General features: G+C 61.0%; 18 protein-coding genes. 9 read left to right on the top strand and 9 right to left on the bottom strand.

Annotated features, from left to right (window positions below; translation table 11 throughout):
* Positions 1-10: 10 nt before the first annotated feature.
* On the top strand, positions 11-1105 hold the full coding sequence (locus IG169_RS02560) for a glycerol dehydrogenase (RefSeq protein ID WP_193174599.1): 1095 nt from the start codon (positions 11-13) through the stop codon (positions 1103-1105).
* A 9-nt stretch (positions 1106-1114) separates the two neighbouring features.
* On the opposite strand, the gene IG169_RS02555 is transcribed toward IG169_RS02560, so the two are convergent.
* Together IG169_RS02555 and IG169_RS02550 are read right to left on the bottom strand one after the other, a co-directional pair.
* Positions 1115-2263, bottom strand: a complete 1149-nt coding sequence (locus IG169_RS02555; protein WP_193174598.1) for an acyl-CoA dehydrogenase family protein — start codon at positions 2261-2263, stop codon at positions 1115-1117.
* Positions 2264-2286: 23 nt separating this feature from the next.
* Positions 2287-3477: an acyl-CoA dehydrogenase family protein gene (locus tag IG169_RS02550; RefSeq protein ID WP_193174597.1), complete on the bottom strand. Its 1191-nt coding sequence runs from the start codon at positions 3475-3477 to the stop codon at positions 2287-2289.
* 233 nt (positions 3478-3710) lie between these two features.
* Here IG169_RS02550 and IG169_RS02545 point away from each other — a divergent pair, with 233 nt between their 5' ends.
* Positions 3711-4913, top strand: a complete 1203-nt coding sequence (locus tag IG169_RS02545; protein WP_193174596.1) for an acetyl-CoA C-acyltransferase — start codon at positions 3711-3713, stop codon at positions 4911-4913.
* Between the two features lie 61 nt (positions 4914-4974).
* Positions 4975-7029, top strand: a complete 2055-nt coding sequence (locus tag IG169_RS02540) for a 3-hydroxyacyl-CoA dehydrogenase NAD-binding domain-containing protein (protein WP_193174617.1) — start codon at positions 4975-4977, stop codon at positions 7027-7029.
* A gap of 3 nt (positions 7030-7032) precedes the next feature.
* Here IG169_RS02540 and IG169_RS02535 read toward each other — a convergent pair whose 3' ends face one another.
* From IG169_RS02535 to IG169_RS02525, 3 genes are all read right to left on the bottom strand, one after another.
* On the bottom strand, positions 7033-8259 hold the full coding sequence (locus IG169_RS02535; protein ID WP_193174595.1) for a TetR/AcrR family transcriptional regulator: 1227 nt from the start codon (positions 8257-8259) through the stop codon (positions 7033-7035).
* A 198-nt stretch (positions 8260-8457) separates the two neighbouring features.
* Positions 8458-9345 carry an NAD(P)-dependent oxidoreductase gene (locus IG169_RS02530; RefSeq protein WP_343225550.1) on the bottom strand — a complete coding sequence of 296 codons (888 nt, stop codon included), beginning with the start codon at positions 9343-9345 and terminating at the stop codon, positions 8458-8460.
* Between the two features lie 29 nt (positions 9346-9374).
* Positions 9375-10814, bottom strand: coding sequence for an aldehyde dehydrogenase family protein (locus IG169_RS02525; RefSeq protein WP_193174593.1), 1440 nt, complete (start codon positions 10812-10814; stop codon positions 9375-9377).
* 209 nt (positions 10815-11023) lie between these two features.
* Here IG169_RS02525 and IG169_RS02520 point away from each other — a divergent pair, with 209 nt between their 5' ends.
* The 3 genes from IG169_RS02520 to IG169_RS02510 are packed head-to-tail and all read left to right on the top strand — an operon-like array spanning position 11024 to position 13857.
* Positions 11024-11956, top strand: coding sequence for an NAD(P)-dependent oxidoreductase (locus tag IG169_RS02520; protein ID WP_193174592.1), 933 nt, complete (start codon positions 11024-11026; stop codon positions 11954-11956).
* A gap of 48 nt (positions 11957-12004) precedes the next feature.
* The gene (locus IG169_RS02515) at positions 12005-12535 is read left to right on the top strand and encodes a TRAP transporter small permease subunit (RefSeq protein WP_193174591.1); all 531 of its coding nucleotides are present in this window, start codon (positions 12005-12007) and stop codon (positions 12533-12535) included.
* Entirely contained in the window at positions 12532-13857 is a 1326-nt protein-coding gene (locus tag IG169_RS02510; RefSeq protein WP_193174590.1) for a TRAP transporter large permease, read from the top strand. The genes IG169_RS02515 and IG169_RS02510 overlap by 4 nt, the downstream gene beginning before the upstream one ends.
* A gap of 86 nt (positions 13858-13943) precedes the next feature.
* Here the strand turns inward: IG169_RS02510 and IG169_RS02505 are convergent, their stop codons facing one another.
* Complete coding sequence (locus tag IG169_RS02505; protein ID WP_193174589.1) at positions 13944-14684, bottom strand: IclR family transcriptional regulator; 741 nt, start codon at positions 14682-14684, stop codon at positions 13944-13946.
* A gap of 226 nt (positions 14685-14910) precedes the next feature.
* On the bottom strand, positions 14911-15819 hold the full coding sequence (locus IG169_RS02500) for a LysR substrate-binding domain-containing protein (protein WP_246717081.1): 909 nt from the start codon (positions 15817-15819) through the stop codon (positions 14911-14913).
* A 93-nt stretch (positions 15820-15912) separates the two neighbouring features.
* Between IG169_RS02500 and IG169_RS02495 the strand changes: the two genes are divergently transcribed.
* Together IG169_RS02495 and IG169_RS02490 are read left to right on the top strand one after the other, a co-directional pair.
* Complete coding sequence (locus IG169_RS02495) at positions 15913-17076, top strand: acyl-CoA dehydrogenase family protein (protein WP_193174588.1); 1164 nt, start codon at positions 15913-15915, stop codon at positions 17074-17076.
* Entirely contained in the window at positions 17076-19178 is a 2103-nt protein-coding gene (locus IG169_RS02490) for an acetate--CoA ligase family protein (protein ID WP_193174587.1), read from the top strand. Before IG169_RS02495 ends, IG169_RS02490 begins: the two co-directional genes overlap by 1 nt.
* Before the next feature lie 16 nt (positions 19179-19194).
* Here the strand turns inward: IG169_RS02490 and tcuB are convergent, their stop codons facing one another.
* Positions 19195-20313 carry a tricarballylate utilization 4Fe-4S protein TcuB gene (tcuB, locus tag IG169_RS02485; protein WP_193174586.1) on the bottom strand — a complete coding sequence of 373 codons (1119 nt, stop codon included), beginning with the start codon at positions 20311-20313 and terminating at the stop codon, positions 19195-19197.
* A complete protein-coding gene (gene tcuA / locus IG169_RS02480) occupies positions 20300-21697 on the bottom strand; it encodes an FAD-dependent tricarballylate dehydrogenase TcuA (protein ID WP_193174585.1) in 1398 nt (465 codons plus the stop codon). Before tcuA ends, tcuB begins: the two co-directional genes overlap by 14 nt.
* 142 nt (positions 21698-21839) lie before the next feature.
* Here tcuA and IG169_RS02475 point away from each other — a divergent pair, with 142 nt between their 5' ends.
* Positions 21840-22547, top strand: a complete 708-nt coding sequence (locus tag IG169_RS02475) for a GntR family transcriptional regulator (RefSeq protein WP_193174584.1) — start codon at positions 21840-21842, stop codon at positions 22545-22547.
* Positions 22548-22952: the final 405 nt, after the last annotated feature.

The following is a 22952-nucleotide window of genomic DNA, read 5'->3' as shown; positions in this document are numbered from 1 at the left end:
AAAAGGACCAATGGTGAGTGATATCCGAATCGCGGGTTTCCCGCATATCTATATCCAGGGACCGGGCGCTCTTGCGCGCCTGCCCGAATGCATGGAGGCGATTGCCGCCAAGGGCAGGGTGGCGATCATCGCCGACCCGATCGTGGAATCCCAGTTCCGGGACGTCAGCGAACGGCTGCATGACGCCGGCTGCGAGGTCATCCAGTATCCGTTCGGCGGCGAATGCACCCGCGCCGAGATCGACCGCCTCGCGGGCTTGGCAAGAGACCTCGAACCGCATGTCGTCATAGGCGCCGGCGGCGGCAAGGCGCTAGACACGGCGAAAGGCGTCGTCATGGAACTGGGCTGTTCCCTGGTCATCGTTCCGACCATCGCGTCGAGCGACGCGCCGACGAGCCGTCTCATTGCGATCTATGATGAACACCACAACATCGCCGAAACCCCCAGCCTGAAGCGCAACCCGCATGCCGTCGTCGTCGACACGACCATTCTGGCGGCCGCGCCCCGCCGCTTTCTCGCCGCCGGCATCGGCGACGCGTTGACCAAGAAGTTCGAGGTCGCATCCACCATCAAGTCGAACCGGCTCAATTATTTCGGCGGCCGGCCCCCGGGCCTCGCCAGCGTTCTTGCCGACCAGTGTTACGAGATTATCCGCGCCGATGCCGTTGACGCGTTGGCAGCCGCGGGAACTGGAACGCCGAACGCCGCCTTTGAGCGCGTCGTCGAGGCATGCATTCTTTATTCCGGCCTTTCCTTCGAAAGCGGTGGCCTGTCGATAGCCCATGGCATCCTGCGCGGTCTGGCTCATATCCCGCAGACGCAAGCCTTTTTGCATGGCGAAGTCGTCACCTATGGCGTCCTCGTCCAGCTCGCCACTATGGGCCATGACGACGCCTATATCCGCGACATTATCGGTTTCTGCCGCGAGGTCGGCCTGCCGACCCGCCTTTCCGAGATCGGCGTCACCGAATATTCGGACAACGACATCGTGAAGATGGCCGAGCCGATTTCCAAGGTGCCTTATGTCGTCAAGAACGATCCGCCCATCTCGATGCAGATGATCGTCGACGGCGTGAAGCGGCTGGAAAGGATTGCCGCGCTCTGAATGTCCGTGTCAGGCGGCGAACAATCCGCCGCCTGCCGCCAAAGTCTGGAGATGATGCTCCGCCCCGCCGAACAGCGCCTCTATCGCGGTCGCACGCTGGAACAGGTGGCCCACCTTGTATTCCATCGTCATACCGATCCCGCCATGCAGCTGGATCGCCTGCTGACCGACGTAACGAAGCGACCGGCAGAGCTGCACCTTTGCCGCGGCGATACCGGCGCCCCGGCGCTCCGGATCATTGTCCCGGCCGATGCCGGCGGCATAGATGGCCATACTGCGCGCCTGTTCGAGCGCGATGTACATGTCCGCCAGCCGGTGCTGGATTGCCTGGAATGACGCGATCTCGGTGCCGAACTGCTTGCGTAGCCCGACATGTTCGATCGTCATTTTCAGCATTTCGTCCATCACGCCGACGCCTTCGGCGGCCAAAGCCGCAATCGTCTCGTCGGCCACGCGCTCAATCACCGCCAACGTTTCGCCGGGCGCGTCGAGCATGTCCCGCGAAGGGACATCGACATCCTGGAACACGATCTCCGCCGCCGGCCTTCCGTCGATGGTGCGGTGGCCTTGCCGCGACACGCCGGACGCATCACCGGCAACGAGAAACAGGCCGATCCCGTCGCGGTCAAGGCGATCGCCGGACAGGCGGGCCGCAACGACAAGGACGTCGGCATCGCTGCCATGCAAAACGAGCGTTTTGCGGCCTTTTAGACGATAGCCGTCTGCGGTCTTTGCCGCCACCGTCGCGATATCGTGCAATTCGTGCCGCGCCTGCTCTTCCAGATGAGCGAAGGCCAGCAGCAATTCGCCGCTGCAAAGCCCCGGAAGAAGGCGCTCCTTTTGCTCTTCGTTACCCGCATGGCGGATCAGTCCGCCACCGAGCAGGACGGTCGCAACGAACGGTTCGGGCGCCAGCGAACGGCCCAATTCCTCCATCACGACCATGGTCTCGAAGGGACCACAGCCAATGCCGCCATAGGCTTCCTCGACAGTGAGCCCGGCCAGGCCCAGTTCCGCATATTGCGCCCAGTAGTCCCGGCTCCACCCGGCCTCGCTGAGCCGGATCGCCTCCCTTTTTTCAAACGGATAGAGGTCGGCCGCAAGCTTTTGCACGCTTTCCTTCAGGAGCCGCTGCTGTTCGTTTATCTGCAAGTCCATGGCTGTCTCCGATTGCCGTCCGGTCAGGACGCAAGAAGCTGTTTCGCGATGATGTTGCGTTGAATTTCGTTGGACCCGCCATAGATCGAGACCTTCCGCCAGTTCAGGTAGGTCTCGGCAACGGTACCGGCCCATGAACGGTCGAGGTCATTGTGGCCATCGGCCGGGGTCAGCAGCGTCAGGGCATGTGGGCCGGCGAGATCGAGCATGACTTCCGAGATCGCCTGCTGGATCTCCGATCCCTTCACCTTGAGAATGCTCGCGGCCGGGCTGTGGCTGTTCCCGCCCGACTGGCTCTCCTCGGAGAGAACGCGATATTGCGTGATTTCCAGCGCCTTGAGTTCGACCTCGAGCAACGCGATCCGTGAGCGGATATGTGGCAGGTCGAGGCGCGCCGAATTGTCCCGACCTTCGCGCTCCGCCAGTTCGCGGGCGCGACGCAGAGACGCCTTGGATGCGCCGACCCGGGCGATACCGGTGCGCTCGTGCTGCAAAAGGAACTTGGCGTAATCCCAGCCGCGGTTTTCCTCCCCGACCAGGTTTTCGGCAGGCACGCGGACATTGTCGAGGAACACGTCATTGATCTCGTATCCGCCATCGATCGTCTGGATCGGCCGGACGGTGACGCCCGGCGACGTCATGTCGATCAGCAGGAAAGAGATGCCGGCCTGCTTCTTCACCTCGCGGTTCGTGCGCACGAGGCAGAAGATCCAGTCCGCGTGCTGGCCGAGCGTCGTCCACGTCTTCTGGCCGTTGACGACATAGTCGTCGCCGTCGCGCACGGCTGTGGTGCGCAGCGAGGCGAGATCGGAGCCGGCCTGCGGCTCGGAGAACCCCTGGCACCACCAGTCTTCCAGATTGACGATACGCGGCAGAAAGCGCTTCTTCTGGGTTTCGTTCCCGAAGGTGTAGATGATCGGTCCGACCATGCTCGTCCCGAAAGACAGCGTATCGGGCGCCATCTCCTGCTGCATGACATCGATGAAAAGCGCCTGCTTGACCGGCGACCATCCCATCCCGCCCCATTCGACGGGCCAATGCGAAACTGCCCAGCCTTTCTTGTCGAGTATCCGCGTCCAGGTGATCAGGTCGTCCTTGGTCAATTCACGGTTGAACAGCATCTTCTGCCGGATCGACCGCGGCAGGGATTTCCGGACAAAGTCCCGAACCTCCTCGCAAAACGCCGCTTCCTCATCGGTGAAATCCAGGTCCACGTGAACACCTCCGCCTTGCCGAGATCCGGCCGCACATACGATGCGCGGCCACCTCCGCGCACGCTAGCCAGAAACATGGATTTCGCAACCCTATTTTTCTATAAATTCAGGAGAGCTCCACATGCATAGTAAAATTTAGAGGCATGATTGCATACCCATATTGCAAAAATAGACAGTTTGTGGGATTGCGCTTGCTACAGAATGCAACCGACGAAACCAAAGAGGATACGCTAATGCGTGAAGCCGTGATCGTTTCGACAGCCCGGACGCCGATCGGCAAGGCGTATAGGGGCGCGTTCAACAACACGCAGCCGCAGGCCCTTGGCGGCCACGCCATCGCACACGCGGTCAGCCGGGCGGAGGTCGACCCGGCGCTGGTCGGCGATGTGGTCATGGGCGCCGCCTGGCAACAGGGCGCCACCGGTTACAACCTCGCCCGCCAGGCCGCCCTGAGCGCGGGCCTGCCCGTCACCGTCGCCGCGATGACTGTGGACCGGCAATGCTCTTCGGGCCTGATGGCCATCGCCTCGGCCGCGAAGAGCATCATGCTCGGGGAAATGGACATCGCCGTTGCCGGCGGGCTGGAATCGATCTCGCTCGTCCAGAACGAGCACGCCAATTCCTACCGGGCGCAGGACCCGAAACTGGTCGCGGAAATTCCCGAGCTCTACATGACGATGCTGGAAACGGCAGAGATCGTTTCGGACCGTTACGGCGTTTCCCGCGAAGCGCAGGACGAATACGCGCTACAATCTCAGATGCGCACCGCCGAGGCCCAGCGAGAAGGCCGTTTCGACGCCGAGATCGTGCCTCTCGCGGCAACCATGCAGATCAAGGACCGCGAGACCGGCACCATTTCCGAACGCGACATCACCCTGGAGCGCGACGAGGGCAATCGGCCGGCGACGCGCCTCGAGGATCTCGCCGCGCTGAAGCCGGTCTTCAAAGACGGCCAGCGCGTCGCAGAAGGACGTTTCATCACCGCCGGCAACGCGTCGCAGCTTTCCGACGGCGCCTCGGCATCCGTGCTGATGGAGGCAAAAGAAGCCGAGCAAATGGGGCTCGAACCGCTTGGTGCCTACCGCGGACTCGCCGTCGCTGGCTGCGGACCTGAAGAAATGGGCATCGGCCCCGTCTTTGCCATCCCGAAACTGCTGAAACAGACCGGATTGACCGTTGACGACATCGGCATCTGGGAAATCAACGAAGCCTTTGCCTGTCAGGTCCTTCACTGCCGGGACACCTTGGGTATTCCCAACGAGCGCCTCAACGTCAGCGGCGGCGCCATCGCGATCGGCCATCCCTACGGCATGTCCGGTGCCCGCATGACCGGCCACATCCTGATCGAGGGCAAGAGGCGAGGCGCGAAATACGGCGTTGTCAGCATGTGCATCGGTGGTGGCATGGGCGCCGCCGGCCTGTTCGAGATCTTCTGATCAAACGCCGAAAGCGCATTCAAGGGAGGATTGCGAAGTGTCCGCATACAATGTCGTCACGATGACGCGCCAGGATTCCATCGCAGTGGTGACTACGGATTCCCCGCCAGTGAACGCCCTGTCAGTTCATGTCCGCAACGGTCTCAAATCCGCCATCGAAGATGCCGACCGGGACGACAGCGTCGAGGCCGTCGTCGTCATCTGCAACGGTCGGACCTTCTTTGCCGGAGCCGATATCACGGAGCTTGGAAAGCCGCCTTTGTCGCCGGATCTGCCGGAAGTCCTCGCTGCGATCGAGAAATCAGCGAAGCCTGTCATTGCAGCCATCCACGGCACCGCACTGGGCGGCGGGCTGGAACTGGCGCTTGCCTGCCATTACCGTATCGCCGTCCCCTCCGCCCGCGTCGGATTGCCCGAGGTCAAGCTCGGCCTGCTTCCAGGCGCGAGCGGCACGCAGAGACTGCCGCGGCTGATCGATCCTGGCGAAGCGCTCGACCTCATGATCTCCGGTGATCCTGTCGACGCGGAAAAAGCCCTGCGGACCGGCATGATCGACACGCTGGCCGAGGGCCAGTCGCTGGAAGCGGACGCTGTGGCCTTCGCCAAACGCATCGTCGGTGACGCAAAACCCTTGCGGCGAATCCGCGACATGCCCGCGAAAACACCGGATGCCCTGACTCCGGCCGAATTCGCGGAGGCTTATCGCGAAAGGAATGCCCGCAAACTGCGCAATTTCAGGGCGCCCGACGAGATCATCCGCTGCGTGGAAGCGGCGATGACGCTACCTTTCGACGAGGGCCTCGCCATTGAGCGCAAATTGTTCCGGGAGCTTCTCGACGACCCGCAATCGGCGGCGATGCGCTACGCGTTCTTCGCCGAACGGAAAGCCGCAAAGGTGCCTGGCGTCGAGGGCAAGCCCGATATTAGCCGCATCCGATCGATCGGCATCGTCGGCGCCGGTACCATGGGGACGGGCATCGGGATGGCCTTCGTCAATGCCGGTTATCCGGTCACCATCGTGGAAACGCAGCAGGCAGCGCTAGACCGTGGACTGGCAAATATCCGCCGCACCTATGAACGCTCCGCGCAACGGGGCTCGCTGACGCCGGAAGAAGCCGAACGGCGAACCGCCCTGTTCTTCGGAAGACTGGAACTCGAGGCGCTGTCGGATTGCGACCTGATCGTCGAAGCCGCCTTCGAGGAAATGTCCGTCAAGACGGAGGTCTTTTTCGCGCTTGACCGCATCGCCAAGCCCAGCGCGATCCTCGCGACCAACACCTCCTATCTCGATATCGACCGGATCGCCGCGACGACCTCCCGCCCGCAGTCGGTCCTCGGCATGCATTTCTTCTCGCCGGCGAACATCATGCGCCTCGTCGAGATCGTGCGCGGCGAAAAGACGGATCTTGAAATCGTCGGCACCGCGATGGCGCTTGCCCGCGCCATCGGCAAGGTCGGCGTCGTCGTTGGTGTCTGCCACGGTTTTGTCGGCAACCGGATGCTTGAAAAGCGCCAGGACGAAGCCGACCGCCTCATCCTCGAAGGCGCGACGCCTTGGGCAGTCGACCGGGTGCTGTACGATTTCGGCTTGCCGATGGGACCCTTCGCCATGGCGGATCTCGCCGGCCTCGATCTCGGCTGGACGCGCGAAGCCTCGACCGGCGAAACCGTTCGCGACCGGCTGTGCGAATCAGAACGCCGCGGCCAGAAAACCGGCGCCGGTTACTACGACTATGGAGAGAACCGGAAATCCGATCCCTCGCCGCTGGTCGAGGAGATCATTCGCGATGTGGCGAAAGCACGGGGCATCGCACGGCGCGAGATATCGGACGAGGAAATCCTCGACCGGCTGCTGCTGCCGATGATCAACGAGGGCGCGAACATCCTCGAGGAAGGCAAGGCGCTGCGCGCCTCTGACATCGACGTCATATGGATCAATGGATACGGTTGGCCGGCCTATCGGGGCGGTCCGATGTTCCATGCGGAACAGGTCGGGCTGGACAAGGTGGTCGAGCGCCTGCGCGCGCTGGAAGCCGCGCATGGCGGGCGTTTCCGTCCGGCGGCGCTGCTCCAGCGGCTGGCCGCCGAAGGCAGCAGTCTGACCGACGACACCTGAGCGCTAGCGCGGTTCGCCGAGCGGATCGGAGAAAATTCCGGAGAACAGCGGAGTGGCATAATAGCGCACGGCATCACTGGAAGACGTGCCACCGGTCCACCACTCAAGCTCGATCACTGCATTGATCATGCCGTCCAGCAATTGCGCCGCTATTCCCGGATGCATCACCTGCATGGACCCGTCCGCCATCCCGTCCACGAAGAAATCCTCGTAGCGCCGGGCAAGCCGCTCCATGGTGATTTTCATCTGTTCGCGCAGCGTTTCCGGCAGCGCGTTCAGGGCCGAGATGCGCAGGACCGGCCCGTGCTCGGAGAGCTGATAGGCGATGAGGTCCGCCGTCACCGCCGTCAGGCGTTCCAACCCGTTTCCGTCAGCTGCAAAACCCGAATCCTGAGCACGCCGGACGACCCGGAAACTGCGTTCGAAACAGCCGACGATCAGCTCGTCCTTGCTGTCGATGTGGTGATAAAAGGAACCCTTGGTGACATTCAGTTCCGCAGCGATCTTCTCGACGGATGCTCCCCGATAACCCTGTGTGTTGATCAGGCGCGTGGCGACCCTGAGGAAGGCCTCTCGCTGCGCTTCGTCTTCGCTTTCGAGAAGCGTCTCAAGCGCCGGTGTCGGCTCCCAGCCGGCGGGCCTGCCGCCAAGCCCCGCAATGAGGATCGCACCGATCCGCTGCGCCACCCGTTCGTAATCGCCGACTTCGAACCGGTCGATCCAGTCATGCGTGGCGTGCAGCAGACTGAGCAACAGATGCGTACGCGCATTCTGCTCGATACGGTCCAGCCCCAGCTCCGGCATCTGGAACAGTTCGCGCAAGAGACGGAACATGCCGTTATAGGCCTCGAACACCGTTTCGGCCTGCGGATTGTCGAGCGCGCGGATGTCGTTGAAGCTCATCAGCGGCGGCTGTTCGCCGGTCACGCCCGCGGCCAGCCGGCGGACGTAATTTGATAACAGCTCTTCCAGCCGCTCCACCGATGTCGGACGTTCCAGCGCCTGCGCGATCGTCTCGCGCATCACTTCCACCGCCCGCAGCAGGCAGGCCGCCGCCAGGTCTTCCTTCTTGCGGTAGTAGTAAGTGACGCTATTGGTCACCAGACCGACATTGGCGGCAATCTCTGTCAGGGTCGCGCCGCGCACACCAGCCCGGTTGAAATGGCGGGTCGCCGCGTCGAGGATGATCTCCCGCTTCTTTTCCGAGCGTTTTGTTTCTCGCGCCGCCATGGCTTCCAATCGACCGGATGCAAATGCGCCATCCGCCTCGTTCGCGTCCCCTTTTCGTCGATCATCTAGTAGCGCGTGCGCCGCGCAGGTGACAACCAGTCCGGCCGTCATCCCGGTATCGCGCTGGACGCTCCGGTAGCGTCCAGCGCGACTGGGTGGCTTCCCGTACAACCGGAAACCGCCGGGGAGAAAGGCGTATCAGTCGGTGGAATGCAATTTGTGGAAGACCGGAAAATAGAATTCGCCGAGTGTTTGCTGCTGTGCGAGATCGAAAACCTCGTCCAGCAGACGCGCGCCCTTGGGCGTGACGCCGACCGATTCCGCCAGCGCGATCGCATAGGCGTTGTCCTTGCGGGCATAATCGGTGGAAAACGCCCGCGGAGGGAAGTCGTCGGCTAGCAATGCTTTGCAGCCGTGATTGCGCAACGCGAAGCTGTCAGCCGAGCCTTTGGAGAACACGTCGAACAGCGTCTTTCCGTCGACACCGGCAAGAGTGCCGATCGCCAGGGCTTCCGACAGCGCATGCACGGTTTGAAACAGCACCATGTTGTTCAGAATCTTGACGATCTGCCCGCTGCCGACCGGACCGCAATGGGAGATTTCGCTACCCATGCATTGCAGAATGGGAAATACGCGCTGAAAGGCTGAGGTACCCCCGCCGACCATGATGCTCAACGTCCCGTTCTCGGCGGCCGCACGCGTACGGGCGATTGGCGCATCGAGATACTCGCCTCCCGCAGCCTTGATCCGCTGCGCCATTTCCTTTGTCACATCGACCGGTGACGTTGACGTGTCGATAACGAGCGCGTCGGCACGAATGCTGCCGATTATGGCATCGACGACCTGCCTGACCGCGTCGCCGTTTGGCAACGACAACAACACGACATCGGACTGTCGTGCCGCATCTTCGGCACTGCACGCCACTTCCGCGCCCCTGTCCGCCACGGACTGGATCGCCTCCACAGACTTGTCGAAAACGACAATCCGGGCATCCGGCATCTTCCGAACGAGATTGCGGCACATGGGCCCTCCCATGACGCCAAGACCGATAAAGCCGATGGTAATTTTTTTATTGGAATCCATGATGCACTTCTGTTCGTAAGACGCGAAATTCGTCAGGCGGTCGCGAAATAAATGCTCTTCGCCTGCTGATACAGGCGCATGCCCTGCAGGCCTTTTTCGCGCCCGATCCCGCTCTCCTTGAAACCGCCGAACGGGGCGGCAATGCTCAGTTGCTTGTAGGTATTGATCCAGACAGTCCCGGCGTCGATCGACCGCGCTATTCTCCATGCCCGCCGGTAGTCACTCGTCCAGATGCCGCAAGCCAGTCCGAAGGCGGTATCATTGGCGGTTGCAACGAGGTCGTCCTCGTCGTCGAAGGGAAGAACGCAAAGGACCGGACCGAAGATTTCCTCCTGGCAGACACGCGCGGAATTCGTCAGACCCGTGATGATCGTCGGACGATAGAAGGCGCCGCTGTCGAACTGCGCACCAACTGGCCGGGATCCGCCCGTCGCGACGATACCGCCCTCCTTCCGCGCAGCTTCCACATACTCTTCGACCTTGTCGCGATGGTGATGCGACGAAAGCGGACCAATATCGGTGTCGGGACCCGTTGGCTGGCCCAGCCGGATGGCCTCGGCTTTCTCCACCAGAATCGCGACGATCTGATCGTGCTTCGCCCGCGGCACGAAGAGGCGAGAGCCGGCAACGCATGACTGGCCCATTCCTTCGAAAATGCCGTCGATCACGCCGTCACAGGCTGCCGGAATATCGGCATCATCGAGGATGATATGCGGCGACTTGCCGCCGAGTTCGAGCGCGGCGGGGATCAGTCTTTTCGCGGCAACTCCGGCGATGGCCCGTCCCGTCTCCGTTCCTCCGGTGAAGGAAACCATCCGGATTTCCGGTCGGGCGAGAAGCGTCGGACCGATGTCGCGCCCGTAACCTGGCAGAACGGTCAACAACCCGGCCGGCAAGCCCGCCTTCTCGCAAATCCTCGCCAGCGTGAGGCTCGGCAGCGTCGTGACCTCCGACGGCTTGAGGACGACGGCGTTTCCGGCGGCGAGGGCTGGCGCGACCTTTTGCGCCTCCATCGTCAGAGGCGAGTTCCAGGGCGTGATCGCCGCTACGACACCGTACGGCTCGTAGGTGGTTACCGTGAGATAATTTCCGCGATTTGGAGGGACGATCGACTCCAGCGTCTCGCAGGCTGCCGCATAGTAGCGAAAAGTCGCGGCGGCGCTGGCAGCCTGCTGGCGGCATTCCTTGAGCGCCTTTCCGTTCTCGAGCATCTGGGCCTGGGCGAGATCTTCCGCATCTTCCGTAATCGCCGCGGAAATACGATACAGATAGGTCGCGCGTTCGTGCGGCTTGAGCTTGCGCCAGGAGTCGCTGGCGGCGCTTTGATGCGCAAAAATGCAAGCATCGGCGATTTCCTCCGGCGAAGGTGTGCCGATTTCGGCATTGATATCACCCGTTGCCGGATTAACCGTCTTCAGAACCTGTCCTGAACCACTGATCCAGCGACCTGACGCTGGGAAATTCAATACCACGGTGGACTTCCTTTTCCTGATTCGCGCGCAATCTGCGCAACGCGTTTCCCGTTTGCCTGCCCCGTCTCGAGCAAGGTGCGGAGCTCCTGTTCGCCCCGGCTCTCTTGCTTCGCGTGAAAGGGGTGTTGATTTTTAGAACAGTGTTCTATTTATTGCGGTCCACGTTCTTTTTGTCAATCGCGACAGCGAAAAATCAGGAAAGCACAGAAATGCAGAATGGGGTGGAGACGGCTGCGGCCGATGCTGGACGGATCGGTTTTATCGGCCTGGGAAGAATGGGATTCGCGCTTGCGTCCAATCTCGCCCGCAAGGGTTATCCGCTTACCGTTTTCGACATCCGCGAAACACGCGGCGCCCAACTGGCCGGCGACAATGTGCACTGTGCAAAAAGCGCGGGAGATGTCGCGGCCGCATGCGATATCGTATTCCTGATGCTGCCGGGACCGAAGGAAGTCACGGCAGTGCTGCAGGAAGCGGACGGCGTATACGCCCGGGCGCGGGCAAACGCTGTTATCGTCGATATGAGCACCGTCGATCCGGCCACGGCCGACGGTTTGGCGGAAGCTGCATCAGCCCTGAATCTGAGCTTTGCGGACGCCCCCGTGGGACGGCTCGCCGCGCATGCTGACAAGGGCGAATCGCTGTTCATGGTTGGCGCCAGCGATGATGTCTTCACGAAAATTCGGCCCCTGCTGGAGGCTATGGGGACCACGATCTATCACTGCGGGAAAGCGGGAAGCGGCACGCGGACGAAGCTTGTGAACAACTTCCTCGTACTCTCCTACTGCCAGTTGAACTCGGAAGCGCTCACCCTCGCCATGGCGCTTGGTCTCGATCTGAGCAACACCATGAATGTGCTGCTCGAGACCACCGCATCGAATGGGCAATTGCGCGACAAGTGGCCGGTGAAAGTTCTTCGCGGCGATACGACCCCCGGTTTCGACGTTGTCCTGGGACTCAAGGATCTGACGCTTGCATGCCGCGCTGCGGAGCAGGTGGGAGTCACGGTTGCCCTCGGCGGAAAAGCCCGCGATATCTTCCAGCGCGCTGTCGACGAAGGTTATTCGGGACAGGATACGTCGGTGCTGACTGATTTCTGGGCGAAGGCGAACTCGCTCAGGCCAGTTCGTTTGCCGGATTAGCGGCGGGGAAACCGACCGGTATCGCGACGACAATGGGAGGAAACGGGAATGGTTGTCGGCTTCACTACCAAGATCAACAGACTTTACCTGATAGTCGGCGGGATCGGACTGGTCCTCATGGCCTTGCACGTTTCGCTGGACGCTGTCGGTAAATACGCCTTCTCAATACCGATCCCCGCAACGCTGGAAATCGTCGCATATTATTACATGCCCGCAGTCGTCGCCCTGCCCCTCGCCTTCGTCGAGATGAAGAACGGCCATGTCGCGGTCGAGATGGTCCATCAGATGCTTCCGCGCTGGGTGCAGCGCATCAATCTGATCATGAACGGCCTGATCATGTCCGGTTTCCTGGCGACGCTGACATGGCTGGCGGCGCGGGAAGCCTGGCGGAAATTCCTGATCGGCGAGTTCATGTTCGGCGAATACCCGATCATCATCTGGCCGGGGCGCGTGATCTTCGTTTTCGGCGCGATCTTCTTCACTGTCGTCGTTTTCATGAAGACGGTCGGCTTCATCACCTGCGCGCGCGACATTTTCGCTGGCGCGACGAAAGAAGGCGACTGGGAGTACTCGGAATGAATCTGGACATCGGTTTTGGCGGCCTGGTAGTTCTCATCCTGCTGCTGGTGTTGCGTCTTCCCATCGCCATCGCGATGGGCGTCGTATCGCTTGGCGGAATCTCACTCATGTACGGAGAACGCACGGCGCTCGGCATTCTAACGAGCGGGCCGTACGAATTCACGGCCAGTTGGGCTTTGAGCTCGATCCCGATGTTCGTTTTCATGGGATATATCTGCTACTACGCCGGCATAACGGACAGGCTGTTTCGCGCGGTCGACCGAGCGTTCCGGCGCTTCAACGGCGGCCTCGGCGTGGCGACGATCGGCGGCGCCGCCGCATTCTCCGCCGTCAGCGGATCGAGCCTCGCGACCGCAGCGGCCATGGGGAGGATCGCAATCCCGGAAATGACGAAGAACGGCTACAATGCCGGCTTTGCCGGCGCGATCGTCGCCGCCGGGGGTACTCTGGGAACGATGATCCCGCCCAGCATCATCATGATCATCTACGGAATTTTCACGGAGACCTCGATCGGCAAGCTTTTCATCGCCGGCATCATTCCGGGAATCCTGTCCGCGATCATGTACGCGCTGACGATCCGTTTCCGGATCAAGATGAACCCCGGCCTTGTCACTGCACGCGATCGGACCGACGACGACGCGGTCGTCGAAGACGGCGCGCCAACCTCCGTGCTCGGCTCCCTTCTCGATGTTTGGCCGATCATCGTCCTGTTCGTCTCGATCATGGGCGGCCTTTTTGCCGGCCTGTTCTCGGCTTCCGAAGCGGGATCCGTCGGCGCCTTCATCGCGCTTATCATCGCCGCGTCGGGAAAGAAATTTGATTTCGCCGCCTTCGGAAACGCGGTGATCGCGACACTGCAGACGACCGCATCCATCTTTCTTATCGGAATTGGCGCCGTTCTCTTCACGCGCTTCCTCGCCCTGTCGGGTGTGTCCGATTTCATGGCGTCCTACATCATCGACGTCGCGGGCGACCCGGTCCTGTTCATCATCGGGATATCGATCCTGTATCTGATCCTCGGAATGTTCATCGACCCGATCGGGATCATGCTCCTCACCCTGCCCCTGCTCTATCCGATCTTGCTCAACATGCATGTCGATCTGATCTGGATGGGCATCATCGTGGTGAAGCTGCTCGAATTGGGGCTGATCACGCCTCCCGTGGGAATGAACCTGTTCGTCATCAAGGCGACCATGCCGGACACGCCGCTTGAAAAGATTGTCCGGCAAGTCGTCTGGTTCGTCATGGCGGATATCGTGATGCTCGCAATTCTTATCGCGTTCCCGTCGATCTCGACCTTTCTCCCGGCCCTGGTCAAGTAACGCGGATCAGACGAAAGAAGCTCCGACCAATGGTCGGAGCTTCCATCATCCCGGCAGCCCTGGCCACCGAATCCAAACCGAAACGATCAGGCGTGCGACGGTATCCGCTGCATGCGCCGTTCGGCCACGGCCAGGCTGGAAAGTTTGCGTGACGCCTCGAAGAGAAGCGCGCTCATCGAGGCAACAGTATCGTCGGTAAACCGCTCCTTGGGTCCGGACACCGACAACGCGCCGATAAGTTCATTATTCAACCCGAATACCGGTACGGAAATTGCCGCGCAGGACGGATCTACTTCGCCGTAGGAAACGGCGATACCATCTTGCCGCACGGGTTGCAGATCCGCGTCGCCAACGCCCGAGAAAGCGAGCAGCACTTTGCCGGCCGCGCCCTTGTCGAGGGGAAGCCGATCCCCCGCCCGCACCCGATCCAGCGTCGGGTGGTTTGAATCGACACGCAGTATGCACAGGCGATAATCACGATCGAGGACGTGGAACGACGCGCTTTCGGTGCCTTTCTGGACAAGCTCCTCAAGCGCACTTTCGATCGCCTCGTCCAGTTCGAAGGCCTGCTTGTACTTCATGCCGAGACGAAATGCGGTGGGACCGAGCGAATAGGTCGAGCCATCGTCGCTTCGACGTAGATATCCGTGATCTTCAAACGATGCGAGGAGCCGCAGGATCGTGCTCTTGTACAGCCCCGTCGCCTTGGAGATTTCGGCAAGGGTCACCGGAGTGTCACTCGATTCAAAAACCGACAATATGGAAAGCGCCCTTTCGAGCGTTGCGACTCTCGCGGGTTCCGTCTTCGAGCTCTTACTGGTTGTCATGCACTCGAGTCCCCTCATCTCCTCAACAACTTGCGTATGCCGGCCGCGTCCGCAGTCATGCTTCTTTCATAACCCGCCGAATGACCGATTTCCATCGCCCGGCGCGAAAAGGCAAGAGCTGTTTCAAGACCTCCCCGGCCCCGTCACTACGGCAGTTTCGCAAATGTTGCGATCAACACCCGCCAGTTTGCACGTTAGGCCAGCTCCGGTCTGAGTTAGCCTTGTTTCATCTGTAGAACTCCGCTTTTTCCCCGGATATTTCCAGCAGCCAATCTATAAAGTGACGAACCTGGATAGAAGCCGACTTCATGGTCGGCCAAACCACGTAAAACGCAGCACCGGTCCTCACTTGATTATCGAAGGGACGGACCAGCCTTCCATCTGCGAGTTCGCTCTCCAGAAGATCGATCTGGCCGATCGCAAGGCCATATCCCAATTCCGCGGCGTTGTAGGCAAGCAGCGAGGAATCGAATTCAAGCCCTCTGTTCCGATCGATCTCGGCACCGGCGTGCTCGGCCCACACTTCCCATTCTCGACGCCGGTACTTGGCGTAAAGCAGATCGGCATCTGCGAGGCTTTTTTGGCGGACGGCGTCCTCCATTCGCTGCGCATAGGCCGGGCTGCAAACGACATCGATAACCTCTTCAAACAGTTTCCGCGATTTGGCGTTGCTCCAGTCGCCGTGGCCAAGCTGAACGGCAACGTCGAGTTCGGTGTTTCGGAAATCCAGCGGCTTGACCACTGTATCGAGATGGATCCGGTAATCCGGATGGCGTTGCAGAAATCCGGAAAGACGCGGTAACAGCCAGTGGCGGGCAAGCGTCGGGTATATGCGCACATTGATTGCGTTGGAACTCTCGTCGGAAAGGAAGCGGTGGGTTGCGTCATCCAGCTTGTCGAACGCTTCGGCGACCTCGTGCCCGAACAGCCGTCCGGCATCCGTCAGCCTGACCGAGCGCGGGCCGCGTTCGAACAGTTTGACGCCCAGATAGTCCTCCAGAGCGCTGATCTGGCGGCTGACGGCGACTTGGCTAACGCCCATATACCGCGCCGCCGCAGTAAGGGTGCTGTGTCTTGCAGCAATCGAGAAGGTCCGGAGTTGGTTCAGTGGCAGACTGCGGTGTCGCTTTTGCATAACAATATCTTAGGCAAACCTGATCACAGGTCCAGTTTAATAACATACGGATCAGGCTAATTTGCGCTCTGCGGATCAGCAAGCAGGCAAATCATGGACTTCAATCTCACCGAAGAGCAGCAGCTTTTTTTTGACACGGTAAGCAAGTTCGCGCGCAATGAATTGGCCAACGGAACAGCCGAGCGGGCAAATGCCCGCCAATATCCGTGGGATGTCGCTCAAAAATGCGCGAAATACGGCCTTCTGGGTATCACCATTCCGGAAAAGGATGGCGGTGTAGGCGGAACATTGGTCGATGCGATTATCGCGATACAGGCGGTCGCCGAACAATGCCCGCGCAGCGGCGATGTCGTGCAAGCCGGCAATTTCGGCCCCATTCGGACCTTCTCCGAATTCGCCAGTGAACAGCAAAAGGCCCGGTACCTTCCGGATCTGCTCTCAGGCAAGAGCGTGATTTCGCTCGGAATGACGGAACCGGACGCCGGATCGGCGGTAACGGAACTGGCGACCAGCGCAGTCGAAGACGGGGATCATTTCGTCATTAATGGCGCGAAAATCTTCGGAACGCACAGCAGCGAAGCCAGCGTTTTTCTCGTCTATGTCCGCTACGGACCGGGACTGGACGGCATCGGGTCCATCCTGATCGAGAAGGAAACGCCCGGCTTCACGATCGGAAAATCCTCCCGCTTCATGAATGGCGAGGAATGGTCGCCGCTTTTCTTCGACAATTGCCGCATTCACCGGGACAATGTCCTTTTAGGTCCGGGCGGTTTCAAGCGACAGATCGCGGGCTTCAATATCGAGCGCCTGGGAAATTCGGCGCGCGCTGTCGCGGTGGGGCGCCATGCCTTTAACGTGGCGCGCGAACACGCCCTCACCCGGAAACAATTTGGCCGCCCGCTCTGCGAATTTCAGGGCCTGCAATGGAAATTTGCCGAAATGGCGGTACGCTTGGAAAGCGCCCAGCTCCTGCTGATGCGCGCGGCAGTCAATGCCGGTGACGGGTTGCCGTCTGCCCAGGACACTGCCATGGCCAAACTCGCCTGCAACGAAGCCGGGTACTTTGCCGCCAATGAAGCTTTGCAGATCATGGGCGGTCTGGGCTTTTCCGAAGAAAGCACGGTCCAGTATTGCTTGCGCCGGACCCGCGGCTGGATGATTGCGGGCGGGTCGATCGAGATTCTCAAGAATCGGATCGCCGAAGGTATTTTCGAGCGGCGATTTCCTCAAGCAGCTCCTGCCCCTACGGTGCGGTAATGGGGAAATCCGAAACAATGCTGCTCGATGCGCTTGTCGCACCCCGGAATGTCGCGCTGATCGGCGCATCCTCGTCACCTGCAAAACTGACCGCGCGGCCCTTGCAGTTCCTGCGCCAGCACGGGTTCTCCGGACAGATCTACCCGGTTAATCCGGCGCGCGACGACGTGATGGGATTGCGCGCCTATCCGAGCGTGTCGCAAATCCCTGACCGCGTCGAGCACGCCTATATCCTTCTCGATGCCGATGCTGCGATCGCCGCGCTGGAGGATTGCGCGGCGGCGGGCGTCAAGGTCGTATCGGTGTTGGCCGACGGTTTCGCCGAGGCCGGGGCGGCCGGCCGCGAGCGGCAGGTACGGCTGACGAAGATCGCGCGCGATGCCGACATCCTGCTGATCGGTCCCAATTCCACTGGCGTTGTCGCGACGCATTCCGGTTTTGCCTGCACGACGAACGCAGCGTTCCGCTCCGAAAGATTAGGCGCGGGGCGAACGGCTGTCCTGTCGCAAAGCGGTAGCGTGATCGGAACGCTCTTTTCTCGCGGACAAGCGCGAGGGATCGACTTCTCCACACTCGTTTCCGTCGGCAATGAGGCAGGCACGAACATAGGCGTCATCGGGAATCTGCTCCTCGATGATCCGCATACGGACAGTTTTGCGCTGTTTCTCGAAACGATCCGCGAGCCGCTCGCATTGGCCCGCTTTGCCCGTTCCGCCGCCATCGCCGGCAAGCCCGTGACGGCCTACATGATCGGCCGGTCCGACGAAGGGCAGGCGCTTTCGGTGACACATACCGGCGCTCTCACCGGGTCCCGCGAGGCAGTGTCCGCCTTCCTCCGACAAATCGGAATACGGCAGGTCGATCACTTCGAGACGCTGCTCGATGCGCCACGGATATTGTCACGCCGGCATTCCAGGCCCGGCCGTCCGCGCACCGTAACGGTGGTTTCAACGACCGGCGGCGGCGGCGCGATGGTCGTCGACCAAATCAGTTTTCACGGTGTCGAGATTGCGGGTTGCTCTCCGGCATCGCGGACGAAACTCGAAGCGCAAGGTATCGCCCTGGGGCACGGAAAACTGGTCGACGTGACACTCGCGGGGACAAAATACGAGACGATGAAAGAAGTCGTCTCGACGCTGGCAGACGATCCCGCGACAGGATTGCTGCTCGTTGTGATCGGGTCTTCGGCGCAATTCGATCCGGAAAAGGCGGTCCGCCCGATTGTTGACGTAGTCGCCGAAAACCTGGCCGATCGCGCTCCGATCATGGCTTTCGCCCTGCCGGAAGCGCCCGAGAGCATGGCAATGCTCGAAGCCGGCGGCGTGCCCGCATTTCATAACGTCGAAAGTTGCGCCGAGTCCCTGTCGCTCTACGTGACGCCGGTTCGGGAGTTCGAGACATCGGTTCGGTTCCTTCCCGACACAGTCATCGACATGCTGAAAAATGCGGCCCCGGGTACAATGGACGAAGTGCAATCCGGCGCTCTCTTCGAGGCACTCGGGATCAAACGTCCAGACCAGATCGTGATCTCCCCGGACGAAGACATTCCGGCGGAGTTGCCTGTTGCGTTTCCCGTTGTCGTCAAGCTGGTTTCCCCGGACTTGCCGCACAAGACGGATGCCGGGGCGATCTGCCTGAATGTCCGCGATCGTGCTGAACTCGTATCCAGGATCGCCGACATGCGTCGTTCGGCGGAAAACTACGAGCCGGGATACCGGTTGACGGGCATTCTCGTACAGGAGATGCGCAAGGGACTGGGGGAAATGCTTGTTGGCTTGACGCATGACCCGCTGGTGGGCGCCGTGATCACGGTCGCAATGGGCGGCGTGATGACCGAGATCTATCGCGACGCCGCCGTTCGCGTGGCTCCGGTTTCGGTCGACGAAGCTCGCGAGATGCTCGCTGAGATCAAGGGACTGGAACTGTTCCGGGGGTTCCGGGGACGGCAACGCGGTGATCTCGCGGCGCTGGCGCGTGCGATCGCCGACATATCCTGTCTCGCGCTGTCCGACCTTGTGGCGGAGGCGGAAGTTAATCCGATCCTGATCGGCGCCGAAGGCCAAGGTGTCATCATGCTGGACGCGCTGGTCCGCCGGAGTTGACAACCGGTTCCGGATTCTACGAAGCGGGAATGCCCGGTTTCGCCGACCGTTCGGCTTTCCGTTCCGCCGCATAGAGCGCCAGCGCTCCGAAGCGGTAGAAACCATGCACGAATTTTCCGTAGGGCATGGTCAGGAAGAGCGCGAAGACGACGCCCAGGTGAATCGCCAGCATGATGCCCATGGCCGGCGTTTCCCGCAGAACCATCAGCGCCAGGCCTGTCAGGCCGGTCATGAACATCATGGCGAGGAAGGCGGTATCCATGCCGAATTTCGCCCGGTCGACCATCTCCGGTTCGCGCTTCAGTTTCGCCCGTAAAAGCCCGAGGGGTCCGACCACCAATCCGATCCCGCCGGGAATTCCGAACAATTTGGGGAGATCGGTCCAGCCATAGGGGGCAGGCCAGTCGAGTACGTAATGATAGACCGTGCCCGTCGTCGTCGCGGCGAAGCACAGCAGGAAACCGTAAAAGGTCAGATGGTGATAGAGGCGGCGGTTGTCGGTCGGCTTTTCGTCCTCGTTGTAGCATCCGACCCCGCCGCCATCGAGGTAGCGTAGTCCTGCCGCGTCCTTGGTCGCCTGCCATAGCGTTGTGCCGGACCCGGCCGATACACTGTTCGCGCCGATTGCGGTCCAGAAGTTCCGAAATCCCATGGCGAGCGCCAGCAAGGCATAGAGCGCGACCGCGCCGAACAGGCCGGCCATGACAGTGTGCGGCATCAACCGGTAGAATTGCCCGCTGCCTGACGTCAGCACCAGCGGATCGTGCCACACCACAAAACCCAGAATGAAGCCGGCGATGCTGAGCGAGGCGATGATCGAGATCGCCAGACCGTTGCGATCAAACAGCGGCTGAAACGCCTTCGGCCAAGCATAGGCGCGATAGGAGTCGGCGCGCACCTGCGCCAGCGTCTTCGGCACGTTGACGTCGAACTCGTGCGGCGGCGCAAACTGGCAATCGACATGGCAGGCGCCGCAATTGTGACAGAGATTGGCGAGGTAGCTGAGATCGCCGTCCGCGAAACTGCGCCGCATTTCCATCGCCGGGAAGACCGCGCACAAGCCTTCGCAATAGCGGCAGGAATTGCACACGGTCATCAGCCGTTCGGCTTCTTTCAGATGATCAGTCGCGTGCATGCTTGGCCGCCCTTTCTCCTGCGATCCGTCCAAAGACGCTGCCGATTGTCATGCCGATCCCGGCGGCATAGCCCTTGCCGAGCACATTGCCGGCCATGATCTCGCCGGCGGCGAACATGTTCCCGGATGCGCCGCCATCCGCCATTTGCATGCGCGCGTCCCGGTCGACGCGCGTCCCGAGATAGGTGAACGTGATGCCGGGTCGCACCGGGTAGGCATAGAAGGGAGCGGTATCGATAGGGCACGCCCAATGACTTTTCGGCGGTGTCAGGCCTTCCGTGCGGCAATCATCGAGTTCGGTGTGGTCGAAGCTGCCTTGCCGTACGGCAGCATTGAAACCAGAGACCGTCATTTCGAAGGCCTCGACCGGCAGACCGAGCTTGTTGGCAAGCCCAGTGATGCAGTCCGCCTCGATCGGCGGGAACAGCGACGGCATGAACATTTTCAGTGATTTGGCGTCGAAGACGATATACGCAATCTGCTCCGGTTGAGCGGCTACGAGCCGACCCCAGATTGCATAGCGCTTCGGCCAGAAATCCTCACCTTCGTCGTAGAACCGTTCCGCGTTCTTGTTGACAACAATACCGAACACAACGCAGTCGAGCCGGGTGATGATGCCGCCGTCGAATTTCGGAGCACGCGCGTCGATGGCAACCGCATGGCACTGGGTCGGATCGCCGATCGCCTCGACGCCACTGTCGAGCAGCATCTTCAGGACATCGCCGCGATTATAAGGCGTTCCTCGAATGAGGAAATTCTCCGCGGGCTCGCCCCAGCCCTCTTTAAGCCATTCGATATTGGCTTCGAAACCGCCGGCTGCCACCACGAGCGCCTTTGCCCGCACTGTATGATCGGCGCCGTCCATGCGGATCGTCGCGGAGCGGAAACGTCCGTTGTCGATGTCCAGTCCGATAACCGGCGCGTCATAGAGAACGGAGACGCCGAGTTCTTCCGCGGTCCGGTAGAGCGCATTCAGCATCGCCCTTCCGCCGCCGAGAAAGAAAGAATTGGTGCGTCCGAGACTGAGGGTGCCTCCAAGCGAGGGCTGGAATCGCACGCCCTGTTCCGCGATCCAGGTCAGCATCTCCTTGGACTGCACGATCATGAAACGGGCAAGGCCTTCGTCCGTATTGCCCTCCGTCACGCGCAGGAGATCGTCCCAGAACTCGGCCTCGGTATAGGGGCCGGTCAGGTGTTCGGTCGCCGTATCGTGTGCGCAGCGCATGTTGCGCGTGTGCCGCGTATTGCCGCCTCGGTAGAATTTGGGAGCGCCTTCCACGACCAGGACCGAAGCGCCGTCGCGCCTCGCAGCGATAGCTGCGCACAAGGCGGCGTTGCCGCCGCCGACAACCAGCACATCCACCTCATTGGGCGGGGCTTGCATTTCAACCTCCCTGCAGGCTTGCCAAACATCGAAACGAATACATCTGCACACTACTGCATACAAGGGTGTCCAGATGTTTTTTAGGGAAAATTCGCCTATGGTGCCTAAACGATTCCCGCAGCCGGAGAATTCGAGACGAGATATGGCAAAGGACAGCCAAGCGACACGAGGACGCGGCGAGGCTTCGCGCGGCAACAAAGTGTACCGCGATCTGGTAGACCGAATTCGATCAGGAGAGTTGTCACCGGGTACCCGCCTTCGCGAGGAGGATATCGCCAAAATGCTGGCGGTAAGCAGGACGCCGGTCCGCGAAGCATTCGCACGCTTGCAGGAACGCGGATTGCTTGAAACGTCCAGTGGCGGTATGGCGGTGGCCAAACTGGGCCGTCCGCAAGTCATGGAGTTGTACGCTGTACGCGCCAGGCTGGAAGGAGCAGCCGCATCGTTTGCCGCTGAAAATGCCTCGGCCGCCGAAGTAGCCAGCCTGCGACATGCCGCAGCCCTATTCGATTCGCAGCAAAAGACAGCCTTGGAAGCCGCGCGCGCCAATACTATGTTCCACGAGGCAGTCTACGAGGCGGCCCATAACAGCTATCTCATGCGGATGCTCGAGGATCTCAACGACTCTCTAGCGCTACTGCCGGATACGACATTCTCGGTACCCGGACGTAAGGAAGCCGCACGCGCCGAACATCGCGCCATCATTGAAGCGATCGAAAACCGCGACCCGTCGCTCGCCGAAGCCGCGGCGCGCAGCCATATCGCCAACGCGCTGGACGGGCGGTTGAAAATGCTGTTCTCCGCCGGAGCGCTGGCACAATCCGCTGCGGTGAAGTCAACATCTGAGTAACATTCTCCGCATCTAGCCATCTTGACCGCGCCTTCGTCTTCATCGCCGGCCACCGTTGCCCTTGCGGTCCACCCGGATATCCGCCCGCGGCTGCCTTGTCGGAGACCAACTCAAGAGCCGGGGCAGGCTTCGGAGCGCGTGCCTTCTCTGGAGCGGCCATTTCCCGCGGTCCGCAGGTCTTCGCTTTCGCCTGCTCCTCCTCCGGCAACGGCGAGAGACCGTAGTGACTTTCCATGGCCTGTTGCCCTCATACGGGGCGGGCAAGCGCGGAATCAGCCGGAAATGCGGCTTTCGCGCTGGCGGAAAGTAAAAGCCAGTTGGCGGAGAGGGGGTCCGCCTAACTTCAGTTCATTGGCGTGTCAGACCGTGTATGTACATTACGTAAATACCCACATTTTCGATGGT

Origin of the sequence: Oricola nitratireducens (genome assembly GCF_014904745.1) — a bacterium.
GTDB lineage: Bacteria > Pseudomonadota > Alphaproteobacteria > Rhizobiales > Rhizobiaceae > Oricola > Oricola nitratireducens.
The sequence above is the reverse complement of the archived record's forward strand: the minus strand, read 5'-3'. Positions and strand labels throughout refer to the sequence as shown.